Source organism: Citrobacter sp. Cpo040 (assembly GCF_030332915.1).
Lineage (GTDB): Bacteria > Pseudomonadota > Gammaproteobacteria > Enterobacterales > Enterobacteriaceae > Citrobacter > Citrobacter portucalensis.
The window spans coordinates 354,091-369,028 of record NZ_JAOWGX010000037.1 but is presented as its reverse complement, the minus strand read 5'-3'; the positions used below and the strand labels follow the sequence as shown (position 1 = coordinate 369,028).

General features: G+C 52.2%; 14 protein-coding genes. 8 read left to right on the top strand and 6 right to left on the bottom strand.

The window, feature by feature from the left end:
- Positions 1 to 37 precede the first annotated feature (37 nt).
- Positions 38 to 310: a Ni(II)/Co(II)-binding transcriptional repressor RcnR gene (gene rcnR, locus OGX86_RS20225; protein WP_003825567.1), complete on the top strand. Its 273-nt coding sequence runs from the start codon at positions 38 to 40 to the stop codon at positions 308 to 310.
- Positions 311 to 697: 387 nt separating this feature from the next.
- On the opposite strand, the gene OGX86_RS20220 is transcribed toward rcnR, so the two are convergent.
- Together OGX86_RS20220 and OGX86_RS20215 are read right to left on the bottom strand one after the other, a co-directional pair.
- A complete protein-coding gene (locus OGX86_RS20220; RefSeq protein WP_003825569.1) occupies positions 698 to 1,927 on the bottom strand; it encodes an amino acid permease in 1,230 nt (409 codons plus the stop codon).
- Between the two features lie 142 nt (positions 1,928 to 2,069).
- Positions 2,070 to 2,525, bottom strand: a complete 456-nt coding sequence (locus OGX86_RS20215; protein WP_008785723.1) for a multidrug/biocide efflux PACE transporter — start codon at positions 2,523 to 2,525, stop codon at positions 2,070 to 2,072.
- Positions 2,526 to 2,626: 101 nt separating this feature from the next.
- Here OGX86_RS20215 and OGX86_RS20210 point away from each other — a divergent pair, with 101 nt between their 5' ends.
- The 5 genes from OGX86_RS20210 to araE all read left to right on the top strand — a co-directional run bounded on the left by OGX86_RS20210 (position 2,627) and on the right by araE (position 8,780).
- Positions 2,627 to 3,511 (top strand): LysR family transcriptional regulator, encoded by an 885-nt coding sequence (locus tag OGX86_RS20210; RefSeq protein ID WP_048225412.1) that lies wholly within the window; start codon positions 2,627 to 2,629, stop codon positions 3,509 to 3,511.
- Positions 3,512 to 3,613: 102 nt separating this feature from the next.
- Positions 3,614 to 4,792, top strand: coding sequence for an acetyl-CoA C-acetyltransferase (locus tag OGX86_RS20205; protein ID WP_032944867.1), 1,179 nt, complete (start codon positions 3,614 to 3,616; stop codon positions 4,790 to 4,792).
- A gap of 599 nt (positions 4,793 to 5,391) precedes the next feature.
- Positions 5,392 to 6,228, top strand: coding sequence for a 5-dehydro-4-deoxy-D-glucuronate isomerase (gene kduI, locus OGX86_RS20200; protein WP_048215619.1), 837 nt, complete (start codon positions 5,392 to 5,394; stop codon positions 6,226 to 6,228).
- A 57-nt stretch (positions 6,229 to 6,285) separates the two neighbouring features.
- A complete protein-coding gene (gene kduD, locus OGX86_RS20195; protein WP_003033923.1) occupies positions 6,286 to 7,047 on the top strand; it encodes a 2-dehydro-3-deoxy-D-gluconate 5-dehydrogenase KduD in 762 nt (253 codons plus the stop codon).
- Positions 7,048 to 7,361: 314 nt separating this feature from the next.
- Positions 7,362 to 8,780 carry an arabinose-proton symporter AraE gene (gene araE / locus OGX86_RS20190; RefSeq protein WP_003033926.1) on the top strand — a complete coding sequence of 473 codons (1,419 nt, stop codon included), beginning with the start codon at positions 7,362 to 7,364 and terminating at the stop codon, positions 8,778 to 8,780.
- A gap of 106 nt (positions 8,781 to 8,886) precedes the next feature.
- Here araE and OGX86_RS20185 read toward each other — a convergent pair whose 3' ends face one another.
- A complete protein-coding gene (locus OGX86_RS20185; RefSeq protein WP_003825583.1) occupies positions 8,887 to 9,213 on the bottom strand; it encodes a cupin domain-containing protein in 327 nt (108 codons plus the stop codon).
- A gap of 141 nt (positions 9,214 to 9,354) precedes the next feature.
- Between OGX86_RS20185 and OGX86_RS20180 the strand changes: the two genes are divergently transcribed.
- Positions 9,355 to 10,062, top strand: a complete 708-nt coding sequence (locus OGX86_RS20180; protein ID WP_136392529.1) for an aspartate/glutamate racemase — start codon at positions 9,355 to 9,357, stop codon at positions 10,060 to 10,062.
- On the opposite strand, the gene OGX86_RS20175 is transcribed toward OGX86_RS20180, so the two are convergent.
- Positions 10,034 to 10,969, bottom strand: coding sequence for a LysR family transcriptional regulator (locus OGX86_RS20175; protein WP_008785717.1), 936 nt, complete (start codon positions 10,967 to 10,969; stop codon positions 10,034 to 10,036). The two genes, OGX86_RS20180 and OGX86_RS20175, sit on opposite strands and share 29 nt — an antisense overlap.
- 118 nt (positions 10,970 to 11,087) lie before the next feature.
- Between OGX86_RS20175 and lysA the strand changes: the two genes are divergently transcribed.
- On the top strand, positions 11,088 to 12,344 hold the full coding sequence (gene lysA, locus OGX86_RS20170) for a diaminopimelate decarboxylase (RefSeq protein ID WP_286640531.1): 1,257 nt from the start codon (positions 11,088 to 11,090) through the stop codon (positions 12,342 to 12,344).
- A gap of 78 nt (positions 12,345 to 12,422) precedes the next feature.
- Here lysA and OGX86_RS20165 read toward each other — a convergent pair whose 3' ends face one another.
- Positions 12,423 to 13,433 carry a LacI family DNA-binding transcriptional regulator gene (locus OGX86_RS20165; RefSeq protein WP_286640529.1) on the bottom strand — a complete coding sequence of 337 codons (1,011 nt, stop codon included), beginning with the start codon at positions 13,431 to 13,433 and terminating at the stop codon, positions 12,423 to 12,425.
- Positions 13,434 to 13,446: 13 nt separating this feature from the next.
- Positions 13,447 to 14,475 carry an HTH-type transcriptional regulator GalR gene (galR, locus tag OGX86_RS20160; protein WP_003033945.1) on the bottom strand — a complete coding sequence of 343 codons (1,029 nt, stop codon included), beginning with the start codon at positions 14,473 to 14,475 and terminating at the stop codon, positions 13,447 to 13,449.
- Between the last annotated feature and the right edge of the window lie 463 nt (positions 14,476 to 14,938).

The window sequence follows — 14,938 nt, the reverse complement described above, 5'->3', positions numbered from 1 at the left end:
TATTGTCCCTACAGCCAGACGTTAAAAAGGTAAAGTTATGTCACATACGATCCGCGACAAACAAAAGCTGAAAGCCCGAACCAGCAAGATTCAGGGGCAGGTAGCGGCGTTGAAAACCATGCTGGATGAACCGCATGAATGCGCGGCAGTATTGCAGCAAATAGCGGCGATCCGCGGGGCAGTAAACGGATTAATGCGTGAAGTGATTAAAGGTCATCTGACCGAGCACATTGTGCATCAGGGCGATGAAATTAAGCGCGAAGAGGATTTGGATGTGGTCCTGAAAGTGCTGGATTCGTACATCAAATAAGTCAGTTTAACGGCTCATCCACGTTCAATACTGTCCAGTTAAGCATGCAGGGTGAACATGTTCTTCTTGCTCAGGGTTCCGTTCACCTCAGCAGTGTCATTTATCTGAAGCACAGATACCCGTGAACGTGTAAAGGGCGTTCTTCGCCACGCCCTTTACAATCCCGCCGGGAGCCTGGGTTGCAAGGGAGACGGCGGTGAGCCTCCCTTGCACGTTCACAGGAATCGGTGCTTCAGAGAAACGATGAACATGAGGTGAACGGAACCCTTCTCTGAGATAGCATGGTCATTACTTCCGCCAACACAGGTTGAAACTTTCTGAAATTGAGTCGTTAACTGAACGACATCGCACCCACTTTCAGGAGAATGAGCCGTTAAACAACACGTTCTAGCCAAAAAACATCACAGATACGCACAGCAGACCGACAATCAGGGTGATCAGATTACCCACTGAACGGTACGGCTTCAGCGCCGGGATCAGATAGGTAGACAATGTCGGCATGATAAACAGAATCATGGCAATCAGCGGGCCGCTTATCGCGTAAATCATTGAAATGGCATTAGGATTAATGCAGCAGATGATAAACGTGATAGCCGAGACCAGCATGATGGACAGAGCGCGGTTAAAGGCCCGGCTTTTCTTCACACCCACCTGATGCAACGATGTTTTTACTACCTCCGTTGCCCCTTCAATCACGCCAAAGTAGGTGCCGAGGAACGATTTTGACATCGCGACAACGGCAACGATGATCCCGGAAATCGACAGCCATGCCGGTGCGTTTGGCATCATCGACAGCGCGGAAAGAATCGTCACGCCTTCATTTTTCGCGTCTTCGATATAGTTTGTCGGAATCGAAAGCAAGCAGCTGAAGACGAAAAACAGTACGCTCAGGCAGATGATAACGTAGGCTACCTTCATGATTTTTTTGCATTTACCCATGGCCTGCTCGCCGTATTTCTCTCGTCTGTCGATGGCGAACGTAGAGATAATTGGCGTATGGCTAAAAGCGAAAACCATCACGGGAATAGATATCCAAACCTGATGAAGCGTGTGCTGATCGAAAGACATCTGGCCGGTGAGTAGCGTTGGCTGCCAGCTTCCGGTCAGGTAGAGCGAAAGGAACAAAAAGTACGCGATGAGCGGGAACACCAAAAAGCCCATGACCCGAATAGTGGCTTGTCGGCCCATCAGAAAAATCAGGTTCAGCACCAGCACCACGCCAAAGCTGACCAGCATGCGGATCCGCAGATCGATAGTGATATGTTTTGCCAGCTGTTCAGTGAGTGAATTGGTTATCGCTACGGCGTAAATCAGCACCACCACAAAGAAGGCAATAAAATAGAGGGTGGTGATCAGGCTGCCAATCTTCTTGCCGTAGTAGTGAGTAACTGCGCCAGTGATCCCTTCACCAGCCGACGTTTTTGAGGACAGGATAAACTGGCACAGCGCCTTGTGCGGCCAGTAGGTTAAAGGCCAGGCGACGAGTGCGGTGATAAACAATACCACCGCGCCTGCAGAACCCAGCTGTATGGGGAGGAAGAGGGTTCCTGCGCCGACGGCAGTCCCATATAGTGCGAAGCTCCAGAGAGTCTCTTCTTTTGACCAAAATTTCGACATTATTTGAACGTATCAACTATAAAATAAACAAAAAGAAGCGCAATTTACCACAAATGGCAGGGGCTGGGGGAGGTGTGAACAAGAGGGCGAGTGAATGGGACAATAGTCGGAACCGAGAAGATTCCGACTATTATTTTAATTATCAGGCAGTAACGCGCTGCTGGCGGCGCTTCATAACGCGCTCGCGTAACGTGTCATAAGCCCAGTTATAGAACATGGTGTACGGCAGGAAGAACAGGAAGAAACCTATTTCCAGCGTGAATGCCTGAACCAGGCTGACGTTTAGCACATACGCCACGATGCTCACCCCGATCACAATAAAACCGCTCTCAAAACCTAAGGCGTGAAATGCTCGCACTTTCGCCGTACGTTTTACCAGGTGCGACGGCCACAAACGGTCAAACAGGGCGTTATAAATGATATTCCAGATCATCGCAGTGGTGGCGAGAAGAATGGTCAGTCCGCCCATTTCCAGTACCGAGCGCTGCATCAACCATGCGGTGGTTGGTGCGAGGATCGCGGTGGCAATGCCTTCAAAGCAGACGGCATGAAAAATACGCTCAACTAACGAGCGGCGTTGGACAGTATCGTGTTGCATAACCTAAAACCTTCTTTGATGCCCGGATAACGGAATGGTGGCAATTTTATCGTTTTATGTGATATCTAAAAGATAGTATCCATCGATAAAGTAGATAGTTCATGCGTTATTCTCCTGAAGCATTAACGGCATTTGTGGAGACCGTTTCCTGCGGTTCATTTTCTGCGGCGGGCCGGCGGTTGCGTAAAAGCCAGTCCACTATCAGTACGGCCATTGCGCATCTGGAAGCCGATCTTGGTTTTGCGCTGTTTGACCGTTCATCCCGCCAGCCAACGCTGACCGAGGAAGGTAAGCGGGTGTTGGGCTATGTGCAGGCTATTCTGACGGCCAGCGAACGTCTTGATGAGGCGGCGATCTCGCTGTCGGGTGAAACTGAGGCGCGTCTGACCTTTGTGCTGTCTGACACGCTGCATCCGGATGTGCTGGAAGAGTTGATGGTGCAGTTTGATCGCAAGTTTCCCCATACCGAGTTTGAATGCCTGATTGGTGAAGATGAAGACGTGATCGATCTGCTGCAAAAAGGACGTGCTCAGGTGGGGTTGATCGAGGCGCGGGAGGATTACCCGACCGACATGGGCGTTACGCGTCTGCCGATGCAAACCTGGATGGGATTATACGTTGCAGCGTCGCATCCGCTCGCGGCTCAAGAAAAACTGCAGTGGGAGCAGCTACACACCTGGCGCGAGCTGCGCTTGAATACCTATCTGGAAAGCGGCACCAACGTGGCGCGCGGTCCCGTCTGGTCTGCTCCTAACTACCTGTTATTGCTAAGTATGGCTGTTCAGGGATTCGGCTGGTGCGCGCTCCCTTGTGCGCTGGTGGAGGAATTTGCGGCAGAAAAACCACTGGTGCAATTAAAGATGCCTGGCTGGCCAAAGGCTATCTCTATCGATCTGTTGTGGAATAAGAAATCACCGCCTGGTGTGGCAGGAAGCTGGCTGCGTGACCATTTACAGCAGAGTGGCGTTCAGATGACCAATAAGTGATACGAATTTCCTTTGTGATAAAAATCACCGTTTTTAAACAACCTTGATAACTATTTTTAACAATCATCTACTATTGCGGTGTTATTTTGCGCTGAGGTAGTGATGAAAGAGGTTGTGATCGTCGGGGCATTAAGGACACCGATTGGCTGCTTCCAGGGGACGCTGGCACGCCACTCTGCCGTTGAGTTAGGCAGCATGGTGGTCAAGGCGTTACTGGAACGCACGGGCGTGGACGTTCACGCTGTGGATGAAGTGATCCTCGGACAGGTGCTTACCGCAGGTGCCGGGCAGAACCCTGCGCGTCAGTCTGCCATCAATGGTGGGCTACCCAACACCGTTTCCGCCATCACCATTAACGATGTCTGTGGCTCGGGTCTGAAAGCGCTGCATCTGGCGACCCAGGCTATCCAGTGTGGCGAAGCCGACATTGTGATTGCGGGCGGGCAAGAGAATATGAGCCGTGCACCGCATGTCCTTACCGATAGCCGCACTGGCGCACAGCTGGGGAATAGCCAGCTGGTCGACAGCCTGGTACATGACGGTCTGTGGGATGCCTTCAACGACTATCACATGGGCGTTACCGCGGAAAACCTGGCGCGAGAATACGGAATCAGCCGCGAATTGCAGGATGCCTACGCGCTACACTCGCAGCACAAAGCGCGGATGGCAATTGATGCCGGACGCTTTAAAGATGAAATCGTGCCGGTGGTAACACAGCGTAACGGGCAATCGTTCGTGGTGGATACCGACGAACAACCGCGTACCGATGCCAGCGCCGAGGGGCTGGCGCGTCTGGATCCTACCTTTGACAGACTCGGTTCGGTAACGGCGGGTAACGCGTCATCCATCAACGACGGTGCCGCTGCGGTGATGATGATGAGCGAGGCCAAGGCGCAGGAACTTAACTTACCTGTGTTGGCCCGTATTCGCGCCTTTGCCAGCGTCGGAGTCGACCCTGCGCTCATGGGGATTGCGCCAGTGTATGCAACACGCCGCTGCCTTGAGCGTGTGGGCTGGCAACTGGCTGATGTTGATCTTATCGAAGCTAATGAGGCCTTCGCCGCGCAGGCATTATCCGTTGGGAAAATGCTGGAGTGGGATGAACGGCGGGTGAATGTGAACGGCGGGGCCATTGCGCTCGGCCATCCGATTGGCGCTTCTGGCTGTCGTATTCTGGTTTCGCTGGTACATGAAATGGTGAAACGTCGGGCGCACAAGGGCCTGGCAACACTGTGTATTGGTGGTGGTCAGGGGGTGGCGCTCGCTATCGAACGAGACTAATCCCCGTCATACTTCAAGCTGCATGTGCGTTGGCTTTACTCGCTCACCCCAGTCACGTACTTATGTACGCTCCGGGGAATTCGCTGCGTCGCCGCCTTCCTGCAACTCGAATTATTTAGGGTATATATTTTTCTTCTCGAACAGTTTTCTGCCGTGTTATCTCTTCCTCTATAAAAAAGCCCTCCAGCAGGAGGGCAAGGCCAGTTACAGAAACATACACTCTAAACCCTGCCAACATATCAAAACGTTGTTTCATTTCATGTGATTGATAGCGCACTTTGTTAGAAAAGGTGTGTGAATGACGTATGAGCCTGGCTGTATTTTCAATATCTTATCCCTGCCACTAATGATCTACTCTTTTGTATTTTTATCTATCTAATTGTTTTAAATGATTTTATTGAAACCATTTTTGCGATTTATATGCGCTAGCGTGATCGCACTTACACTTTTGATAATAAGATGCGGAAAAAGTGAAACATCGTTTTAGTTATAATTGAAAACACATTCAGGGAGGGATATCATGAGCGCATAAGATAAAACGGAACAGCGTTTTGCTATTCGTTTAAGCATTCACGGTCAATTTATCACTGGAGGTAAATGTGGACGTAAGACAAAGCATCCATAGTGCGCATGCGAAAACCCTGGACACTCAGGGGCTGCGTAATGAGTTTTTGGTCGAAGAAGTGTTTGTCGCAGATGAATACACCATGGTCTACAGCCACATCGACCGCATCATTGTTGGCGGCATTATGCCAGTGGCCAAAACCGTCTCTGTGGGTGGCGAAGTCGGCAAACAGCTGGGCGTAACCTATTTCCTCGAACGTCGTGAGCTGGGTGTGATCAATATCGGCGGCCCGGGCACGATTACCGTTGACGGCCAGTGCTATGAAATTGGCCATCGCGACGCGCTGTACGTCGGAAAAGGGGCAAAAGAAGTGGTATTCGCCAGTATTGATACGGCGAAACCGGCGAAGTTTTACTACAACTGCGCGCCGGCACACACGACTTACCCAACTAAGAAAGTCACGCCTGCAGACGTTGCGCCAGTGACGCTGGGTGATGACCTCACCAGTAACCGTCGTACCATCAACAAATACTTTGTGCCGGATGTTCTGGAAACCTGCCAGTTGAGCATGGGTCTGACTGAGCTGGCTCCGGGTAACCTGTGGAACACCATGCCGTGTCATACCCATGAACGTCGTATGGAAGTCTATTTCTATTTCAATATGGAAGAAGACACCTGCGTCTTCCACATGATGGGTCAGCCTCAGGAAACGCGTCATATTGTGATGCACAACGAGCAGGCGGTGATTTCTCCAAGCTGGTCTATTCACTCCGGTGTCGGCACAAAAGCTTATACGTTCATTTGGGGCATGGTCGGCGAAAACCAGGTCTTTGATGATATGGACCATGTTGCAGTAAAAGATCTGCGCTAGTTGCGGGCGACAGCCGTGCCTGCTGCGGCGGGCATTATAAAAAATTAAGGATTTACAATGATTTTGAATGCATTCTCTCTTGAAGGTAAAGTCGCCGTTGTGACCGGTTGTGACACAGGTTTGGGTCAGGGTATGGCGCTGGGACTGGCTGAAGCGGGCTGCGATATCGTCGGTATCAACATTGTTGAACCGACAGAAACCATCGAACGCGTGACCGCACTGGGCCGCCGTTTTTTAAGCCTGACCGCCGATCTGCGTCAAATCGATGGTATTCCGGCACTGCTGGAGCGCGCAGTGGCAGAATTCGGCCATATCGATATTCTGGTCAACAACGCGGGTCTTATTCGTCGTGACGATGCGATCGACTTCAGCGAAAAAGACTGGGATGACGTGATGAACCTGAACATTAAGAGCGTGTTCTTTATGTCTCAGGCCGCGGCGAAGCACTTTATCGCTCAGGGTAACGGCGGCAAAATTATCAATATCGCCTCTATGCTTTCCTTCCAGGGCGGGATCCGCGTGCCGTCTTACACCGCGTCTAAAAGCGGCGTAATGGGTGTTACCCGTCTGATGGCGAACGAGTGGGCAAAACATAACATCAACGTCAACGCGATTGCACCGGGTTACATGGCGACGAATAACACTCAACAGCTGCGTGCTGATGAGCAACGTAGCGCAGAGATCCTCGATCGTATCCCGGCGGGTCGTTGGGGTCTGCCGAGCGATTTGATGGGGCCTGTCGTGTTCCTGGCGTCCAGCGCATCTGACTACATCAACGGCTATACCGTTGCAGTAGATGGCGGCTGGCTGGCACGTTAATTCGCTTTCCAGAACCGTTAAACCCTGCCCTCTGGCAGGGTTTTTTTATATTCGGATCATTAAAATCCATATTGTGGTTATAAATTATTCCATATTAAATTTCATACGTATAAATTTATTGTTTTAATATTCTTTAATATCAATGAATTAAATTTAATTGAGTGATTGTCGGTAAATTTTAAAATTGGAATATCCATCACATAACCAAGTGGTGTAGCTATTTAATCCATGTTTTTGCCGTTTCCCGCCTGACGCTTCCTGCAAGGGATCCCTTACTTTCAATGGCATGGTTACTCTGTATCTGGCAGGAAAAAATGGTCTCAATAAATAATGATGCTGCTTTAGCGCCGCGCCCAGTGCGCGATACGCGACGTATGAATATGTTTGTTTCTATCTCTGCGGCTGTCGCAGGGTTGTTATTCGGCCTGGATATTGGCGTGATTGCTGGCGCGTTGCCTTTTATCACCGATCACTTTGTGTTGACCAGCCGCCTGCAGGAGTGGGTGGTAAGCAGCATGATGCTGGGTGCGGCAATTGGTGCGCTGTTTAACGGTTGGTTGTCATTCCGCCTGGGGCGCAAATACAGCCTGATGGCGGGCGCGATCCTTTTCGTCGTCGGATCTCTGGGCTCGGCGTTTGCCTCCAGCGTAGAAATGCTCATTTTTGCCCGCGTGGTGCTGGGCGTTGCGGTGGGGATCGCGTCTTACACCGCACCGCTCTATCTCTCCGAAATGGCCAGCGAAAACGTGCGTGGCAAGATGATCAGTATGTATCAGCTGATGGTGACGCTGGGCATCGTTCTGGCCTTTTTGTCCGATACCGCGTTCAGCTACAGCGGTAACTGGCGCGCTATGCTTGGCGTGCTGGCGCTTCCGGCTGTATTGCTGATTATTCTGGTTGTTTTCTTGCCCAACAGCCCGCGCTGGCTGGCGGAGAAAGGTCGCCACATCGAAGCTGAAGAAGTACTGCGCATGTTGCGCGATACGTCAGAGAAAGCCCGCGATGAGCTGAACGAAATCCGTGAAAGCCTGAAGCTAAAGCAGGGGGGGTGGGCGCTGTTTAAAATTAACCGTAACGTGCGTCGCGCGGTTTTCCTCGGAATGTTACTGCAGGCGATGCAGCAGTTCACCGGGATGAACATCATCATGTACTACGCGCCGCGCATTTTTAAAATGGCGGGTTTTACTACCACAGAGCAGCAGATGATTGCCACGCTGGTAGTTGGCTTAACGTTTATGTTCGCTACCTTTATTGCCGTCTTCACGGTCGACAAAGCAGGACGTAAACCGGCGCTGAAAATTGGTTTCAGCGTAATGGCCATCGGGACGCTGGTGCTCGGATATTGCCTGATGCAGTTTGATAACGGCACGGCTTCCAGTGGACTATCCTGGCTGTCAGTTGGCATGACGATGATGTGTATTGCAGGCTATGCAATGAGCGCCGCGCCGGTGGTGTGGATTCTGTGTTCGGAAATTCAGCCGCTGAAATGCCGTGATTTTGGTATTACCTGCTCCACCACCACCAACTGGGTGTCGAACATGATCATTGGCGCAACGTTCCTGACCCTGCTCGACAGCATTGGCGCCGCCGGTACGTTCTGGCTCTATACTGCGCTGAACGTCGTATTTATTGGTATTACGTTCTGGCTGATTCCAGAAACCAAAAACGTCACGCTGGAGCATATCGAACGTAAGCTGATGGCGGGCGAGAAGTTAAGAGATATTGGGGTGTAAGTCAGACAACCATGCCGGATGGCGCTTCAGCCTTGTCCGGCCTGCGAGTGGAGTCTCTTACAGGCCGGGAAAGCGTCAACGCGACCCGGCTTTTTTATTTAGCACCTTACCCGTGCAGAAAATCTTCGCGAATTGGGGTAAAGGTATCCAACAGCGTTCCCGGTTTTAAGCAGACGCAGCCATGCATAATGTTGGGCTGTTTATACAGAGTATCGCCCGCCCTAACGATATGTTTCTCTTCGCCGATGGTAAATTCAAACTCACCGGACAACACGTAAGTCAGCTGCTCGTGCGGATGATTGTGCATCGGGCCGATTGCGCCTTGCTCGAAGTTCACCTCAACCGCCATCATGTTACCGCCGTGAGCAAGAATGCGCCGGGTAACGCCATTGCCCAGATCGTCAAGCGTGGTCTCTTTATGAAAAATAAACATCCGGCCTTCCTGTAATTAATTAAAACAATGTTTCATTAAACCTATATCAGAAAATTAAAAAAAGAAATGCACGCCAACAGATGTGGAAAGTTGATCACATCTTTGGTTCACTGGAGAGACAACAACGAGTCAGGGGAAATGATGAAAACGATCGGTCTGTTAGGCGGTATGAGCTGGGAATCTACCATTCCTTATTATCGACTCATTAATGAAGGCGTAAAACAGCGTCTGGGCGGCCTGCATTCTGCGCAGATTCTGTTGCACAGCGTGGATTTTCACGAGATTGAAGTCTGCCAGTCAAGCGGTGACTGGCAGCGAGCCGGTGAGATCCTCGCGCAGGCCGCCACAGGGCTACAGCAAGCCGGGGCGCAAGGAATTGTGCTGTGTACCAACACCATGCACAAAGTTGCTGAGGCGATTGAAAGCGCCTGTGATGTGCCGTTTCTGCATATTGCCGACGCGACGGGGCGGGCGATACAAAAGCAGCAAATGAGCAACGTGGCGCTACTGGGTACGCGTTACACCATGGAGCAGGATTTTTACCGCGGGCGTTTACAGACTGAATTCGGCATTAGCACGCTGATCCCTGAAGCTGATGATCGTCAGAAAATAAACCAGATTATTTTCGATGAGCTGTGTCTCGGTGAATTCAGCGAGGCTTCCCGCGATTATTACCTGGGCGTCATCGACCAACTGGCGAAACAGGGGGCGCAAGGGGTTATCTTTGGCTGTACCGAGATTGGTCTGCTGGTTCCCACCGAGCTAAGCCCACTACCGGTTTTCGACACCGCGGCAATCCATGCGCAAGATGCGGTGGCGTTTATGCTTTCGGCTGCGGATGCAAAATAGCCTCCAGCGGGTCAATAAGCCTCGGTAGATGGGCCTGCAGATGCGCCGTAAAAGCATCAACCAGCGCCGAGGCGGGGCGATGAAGCGGGTGAATCAGGCTGACTGTAAAGGGGACCGAAATACTGAAGCGGCGGATAACGACTCCGCTGCTGGCGTAATCCAGCGCGGTCAGTGGGTTCACCACCGAGATCCCCACGCCTGCCCGTACCATTGCACAAATTGAAGCGGCGCTATGGGTTTCAATCACCATGCGGCGCTTCACCTGGTGCTCATTAAACAGGGTATCCAGTAGCTGACGGTAGCTGTCGGTGCGCGACAGGCTGATGTAGTTTTCTCCCTGAAAATCCTGCGGCGTTAACACCGCTTTCTTAGTCAGCGGATGGCCCTGAGGCAGCACGCACACTTCATCCAGCGCCAGCAATTCGGTGCGTTTCGTTCCGGCAGGCGTATGCAGCGTTTCCGTTAACCCCAGATCGTGGCGCTGCGCCGACAGCCACTCTTCCAGCAGCGGTGACTCCTGCGGCACTATCTGAATATTGACCTGTGGATAGCGAGCGAGGAATGGCTGCAGCAGCGGCGGTAAAAAAGACTGTGAGAATACCGGCAGGCAAACAATCGACAATTCGCCCTGGCGAAACTCGCGCAGGCTTTCGGCGGCGCTCACAATTCTGTCCAGGCCATACCACGAACGTTGCACCTCTTCAAACAGACGTAACCCTTGCACGGTTGGGTGCAGTCGGCCACGCGTACGTTCAAACAGCGTTAATCCCAGCACTTTCTCGAATCGGGCCAGTTCCCGGCTGACGGTGGGCTGCGAGGTATGTAGCATGCGCGCGGCTTCTGTCAGATTACCTGCCGTCATGATGGCGTGAAAAATTTCGATGTGTCGCAGGTTAACGGCGGGCATGGGCAATCCTCGAATGAATCAATCCATATCATTTTTGCATAGACTCACGATAAAACGATATTTTTTATTCTTTTCGGGCTGTGGCGTAATCATAAAAAAGCCAATACCGGAGCACACCATGCCACGCCCACTCAATAGTACTGACACTGACCTGACCGCCGACAACCTGCTGCGCCTGCCTGCCGAATTCGGCTGCCCGGTGTGGGTCTATGATGCTCAGATTATCCGCGGGCAGATTGCCAAATTGAGTCAGTTTGACGTGGTGCGTTTCGCCCAAAAGGCATGTTCGAATATTCATATTTTGCGCCTGATGCGCGAGCAGGGCGTGAAGGTTGATTCCGTCTCGCTTGGCGAAATTGAACGTGCGCTGGCGGCAGGCTTTGTACCGGGGAAAGATGAAATCGTCTTTACCGCCGATATGATTGATGAAGCGACGCTCGCGCGGGTGCATGAATTGCGCATTCCGGTAAATGCCGGGTCGGTGGATATGCTGGAGCAACTGGGCCAGGTCTCGCCGGGCCATCGTGTGTGGCTACGCGTAAACCCTGGTTTTGGGCATGGGCACAGTCAGAAAACCAATACCGGCGGCGAAAACAGCAAGCACGGGATCTGGTATAGCGATCTTCCCGCGGCGCTGGAGGTGATTCAGCGCTATAAGCTGAAGCTGGTGGGGATTCATATGCATATCGGCTCCGGCGTAGACTACGGCCATCTGGAGCAGGTGTGCGGCGCAATGGTGCGCCAGGTGGTTGAATTTGGTCAGGATCTGGAGGCGATCTCCGCGGGCGGTGGTTTATCAATCCCGTATCGCGAAGGGGAAGAGGCGATCGATACCGATCACTACTTTGGATTGTGGAACGCTGCGCGTGAACAGATTGCTAAACACCTGGGCCACCCGGTCGCACTTGAGATAGAGCCGGGTCGTTTTCTGGTCGCGGAAGCCGGTGTGTTAGTGGCGCAGGTACGTAGCGTAAAAGAGATGGGTAGCCGCCACTTTGTGCTGATCGATGCGGGCTTCAACGATCTAATGCGCCCGGCCATGTACGGTAGTTATCACCATATCTCAGCGCTGGCAGGGGATGGTCGCTCTCTGGAACACACCCCGCAACGGGAAACCGTGGTAGCCGGGCCGCTGTGCGAATCTGGCGATGTGTTTACCCAGCAGGAGGGCGGAAATGTGGAAACCCGACTGTTGCCTGCGGTGGTGCCGGGCGATTATCTGGTGCTGCATGATACCGGGGCGTACGGCGCGTCAATGTCGTCAAACTACAATAGCCGTCCGCTGCTGCCGGAAGTTTTGTTCGATAACGGCGTGGCGCGGCTGATTCGCCGTCGCCAGACCATTGATGAGCTGTTAGCGCTGGAATTAATCTGATTACAGCGTTGTGAAATGCCGGATGGCGCTACGCTTATCCGGCCTACAAGATTAACTGCGCCGCCATCCGGCATTTGATTACTTAAAGTATGGCCCGAGCGTTACTGAGTCACGTAGTACCAGTTTGCCGGTGAACGGTGGGATTGGCTCGACGCTCTCGCCGTTGGCCAGCCGGATAGCCTGGTCGATTGCCGTGGTTATCATGGTATCAATCGGTAGATAAACGGTAGACAGCCCCGGCTCCAGCCATTTGGCGCTCGGCGCATCATCAAAACCAAACAGTGAGACGTCCGTTGGGATCCTTAGCCCGGCCTGATGTAACGCTTTTGATGCGCCTAATGCCATGTCATCGTTACAGGCGAACAGGGCGCTAAATTTCACCCCTTCCTCCAGCAGTTCACGGCAGGCCTCATAGCCTCGCGTCATCGTGGAGTCGCCGTATTTGACCTTATCGGGATCCCAGGGAATACCGTTTTTTTCCAGCGCTTTACGATACCCCATCAGGCGTGATTTACCGGTAGGCGTATGGCCAGGCACAGTGATACAAGCAATATCGCTATGGCCCTGCGAGATCAGATAATTGACCGCCTGATAGGCCGCGTCTTCCTGTTCAAAGAAAATTGCGCGATCGCGGGCCTGGCTGACATCACGGTTGATGACCAGCAAGGGCATAGCAATGCTGTTCATCAACGACATAATCGCCTTTTCACTCATATAGCGGGTATAGAGAATAATGGCGTCGCACTGCCTGTCCGCCAGCATTTGCACGGCTTCCTGCTCACGCTCTGATGTGTCGTGGCCGTCGGTGACGATCAACTGCTTGCCGTGAGATTCCGTCTGGCGTGAAGCCTGTTGCAGCAGGCGGCCAAAGTAGAATCCATCAAATGTGGAAACTACCAGACCAATGCTGTTGCTGGTGCGGTTTGCCAAAGAGCGCGCTAAAAAATTAGGCCGATAATCAAGTGCCTGCATGGCCTTAAACACTTTCTGGCGCGTGCTCTCTTTTACCTGACCCGTGCCATTCAGTACGCGCGAAACGGTCGCTTTTGAGACGCCTGCGTGTCGTGAAACGTCCAACATCGTAGTCATAACGCTATCCTGGTTAATCGTTTGACGATGAATTCCCCGGCTCTGTCAGCGTCGAAACGGAATGGCGACGCACCAGAGTTGGGTTAAAAACGTGGGTAATTTCAGGCACGGGACGCTTCTCCGCCAGCGCGAGCGCCAGTTCGGCAGCCTGGGTTGCCATCGTCACGATCGGGTAGCGCACCGTGGTCAGACGCGGGCGCACGTAGCGGGAAACCAGCACATCATCAAAACCAATCAGCGAGATTTCTCCCGGCACATCAATGCCGTTATCATTCAATACGCCCATGGCACCAGCCGCCATTGAGTCGTTGTAGCAGGCTACCGCAGTGAAGTTTTTGCCACGGCCAAGTAACTCGGTCATGGCCTGCTCACCGCCGCTTTCATCTGGTTCACCAAACGTTACTAGTCGATCGCTGACAGGAATATTGCTCTCTGCCAGCGCGTCGTAATAGCCTTGCAGACGATCTTCCGCATCTGAAATCGTGTGATTGGAGCACAGATAACCAATGCGCGTATGGCCCTGCTGAATGAGGTGTCGGGTCGCGAGCCAGGCGCCGAAACGGTCATCAAGGGCAACGCAGCGTTGTTCGAATCCCGGCAGAATTCGGTTAATCAATACCATGCCGGGGATTTGCTTCATGAGTGATGCCAGCTCAGCATCCGGGATAATTTTCGCGTGGACAACAAGGGCTGCGCAGCGGTGGCGAATGAGCTGTTCAATCGCCTGTCGTTCCTTCTGTTCGTTATGGTAGCCGTTACCAATCAGTAAAAAATTACCGGTGTTATACGCCACCTGCTCGACAGCTTTAACCATTGCCCCAAAAAATGGATCGGACACATCTCCAACCACCAGACCGATGGTTTCAGTGGATTGTTGTGCCAGCGCACGCGCATTGGCGTTGGGGTGGTAGCTGAGTGATTCCATTGCACTCGTTACGGCCAGGCGCGATGCTTCGCTGGCTTTAGGAGAATCATTAATCACTCGAGAAACGGTGGCGACTGATACACCAGCTAGTCGGGCTACATCCTTTATGGTCGCCATGATAGTACCTGTTGTGGGTAAACGCTTACATTCCGTCAGTGTTACGGAAAATGGCTGGCTGTTCAAGCAGATTGCCCGTCAGAACGTCGCAAATGTGAGCGCACACGAGCGAAGTAAGACAGAAAATAGAAAATGCTAATTTTTGCTTACACTTTGCGATGTGCTGTTGCGATTGTTCGCTGGTGAGAGAACTGAGCAGATTGCTAGAGTTGAGATCCCAGAGGTATTGATAGGTGAAATCAACTTTCGGGTTGATCACTAGAATTACACCAGCCTGCGCAGATGCGCAGGTTTTTTTTTACCTTCAGCCTATCTGTAACAGTAACCGATAATTTACACAACTCGTTGCATTTGGGTTCATTCCTTTGCGTTTTCGCACTGGCGTATCTGGCTGCTGACGACCACAATCAAGATCCCAGAGGTATTGATTGGTGAGATTATTCGGTACGCACTTCGTACCTGT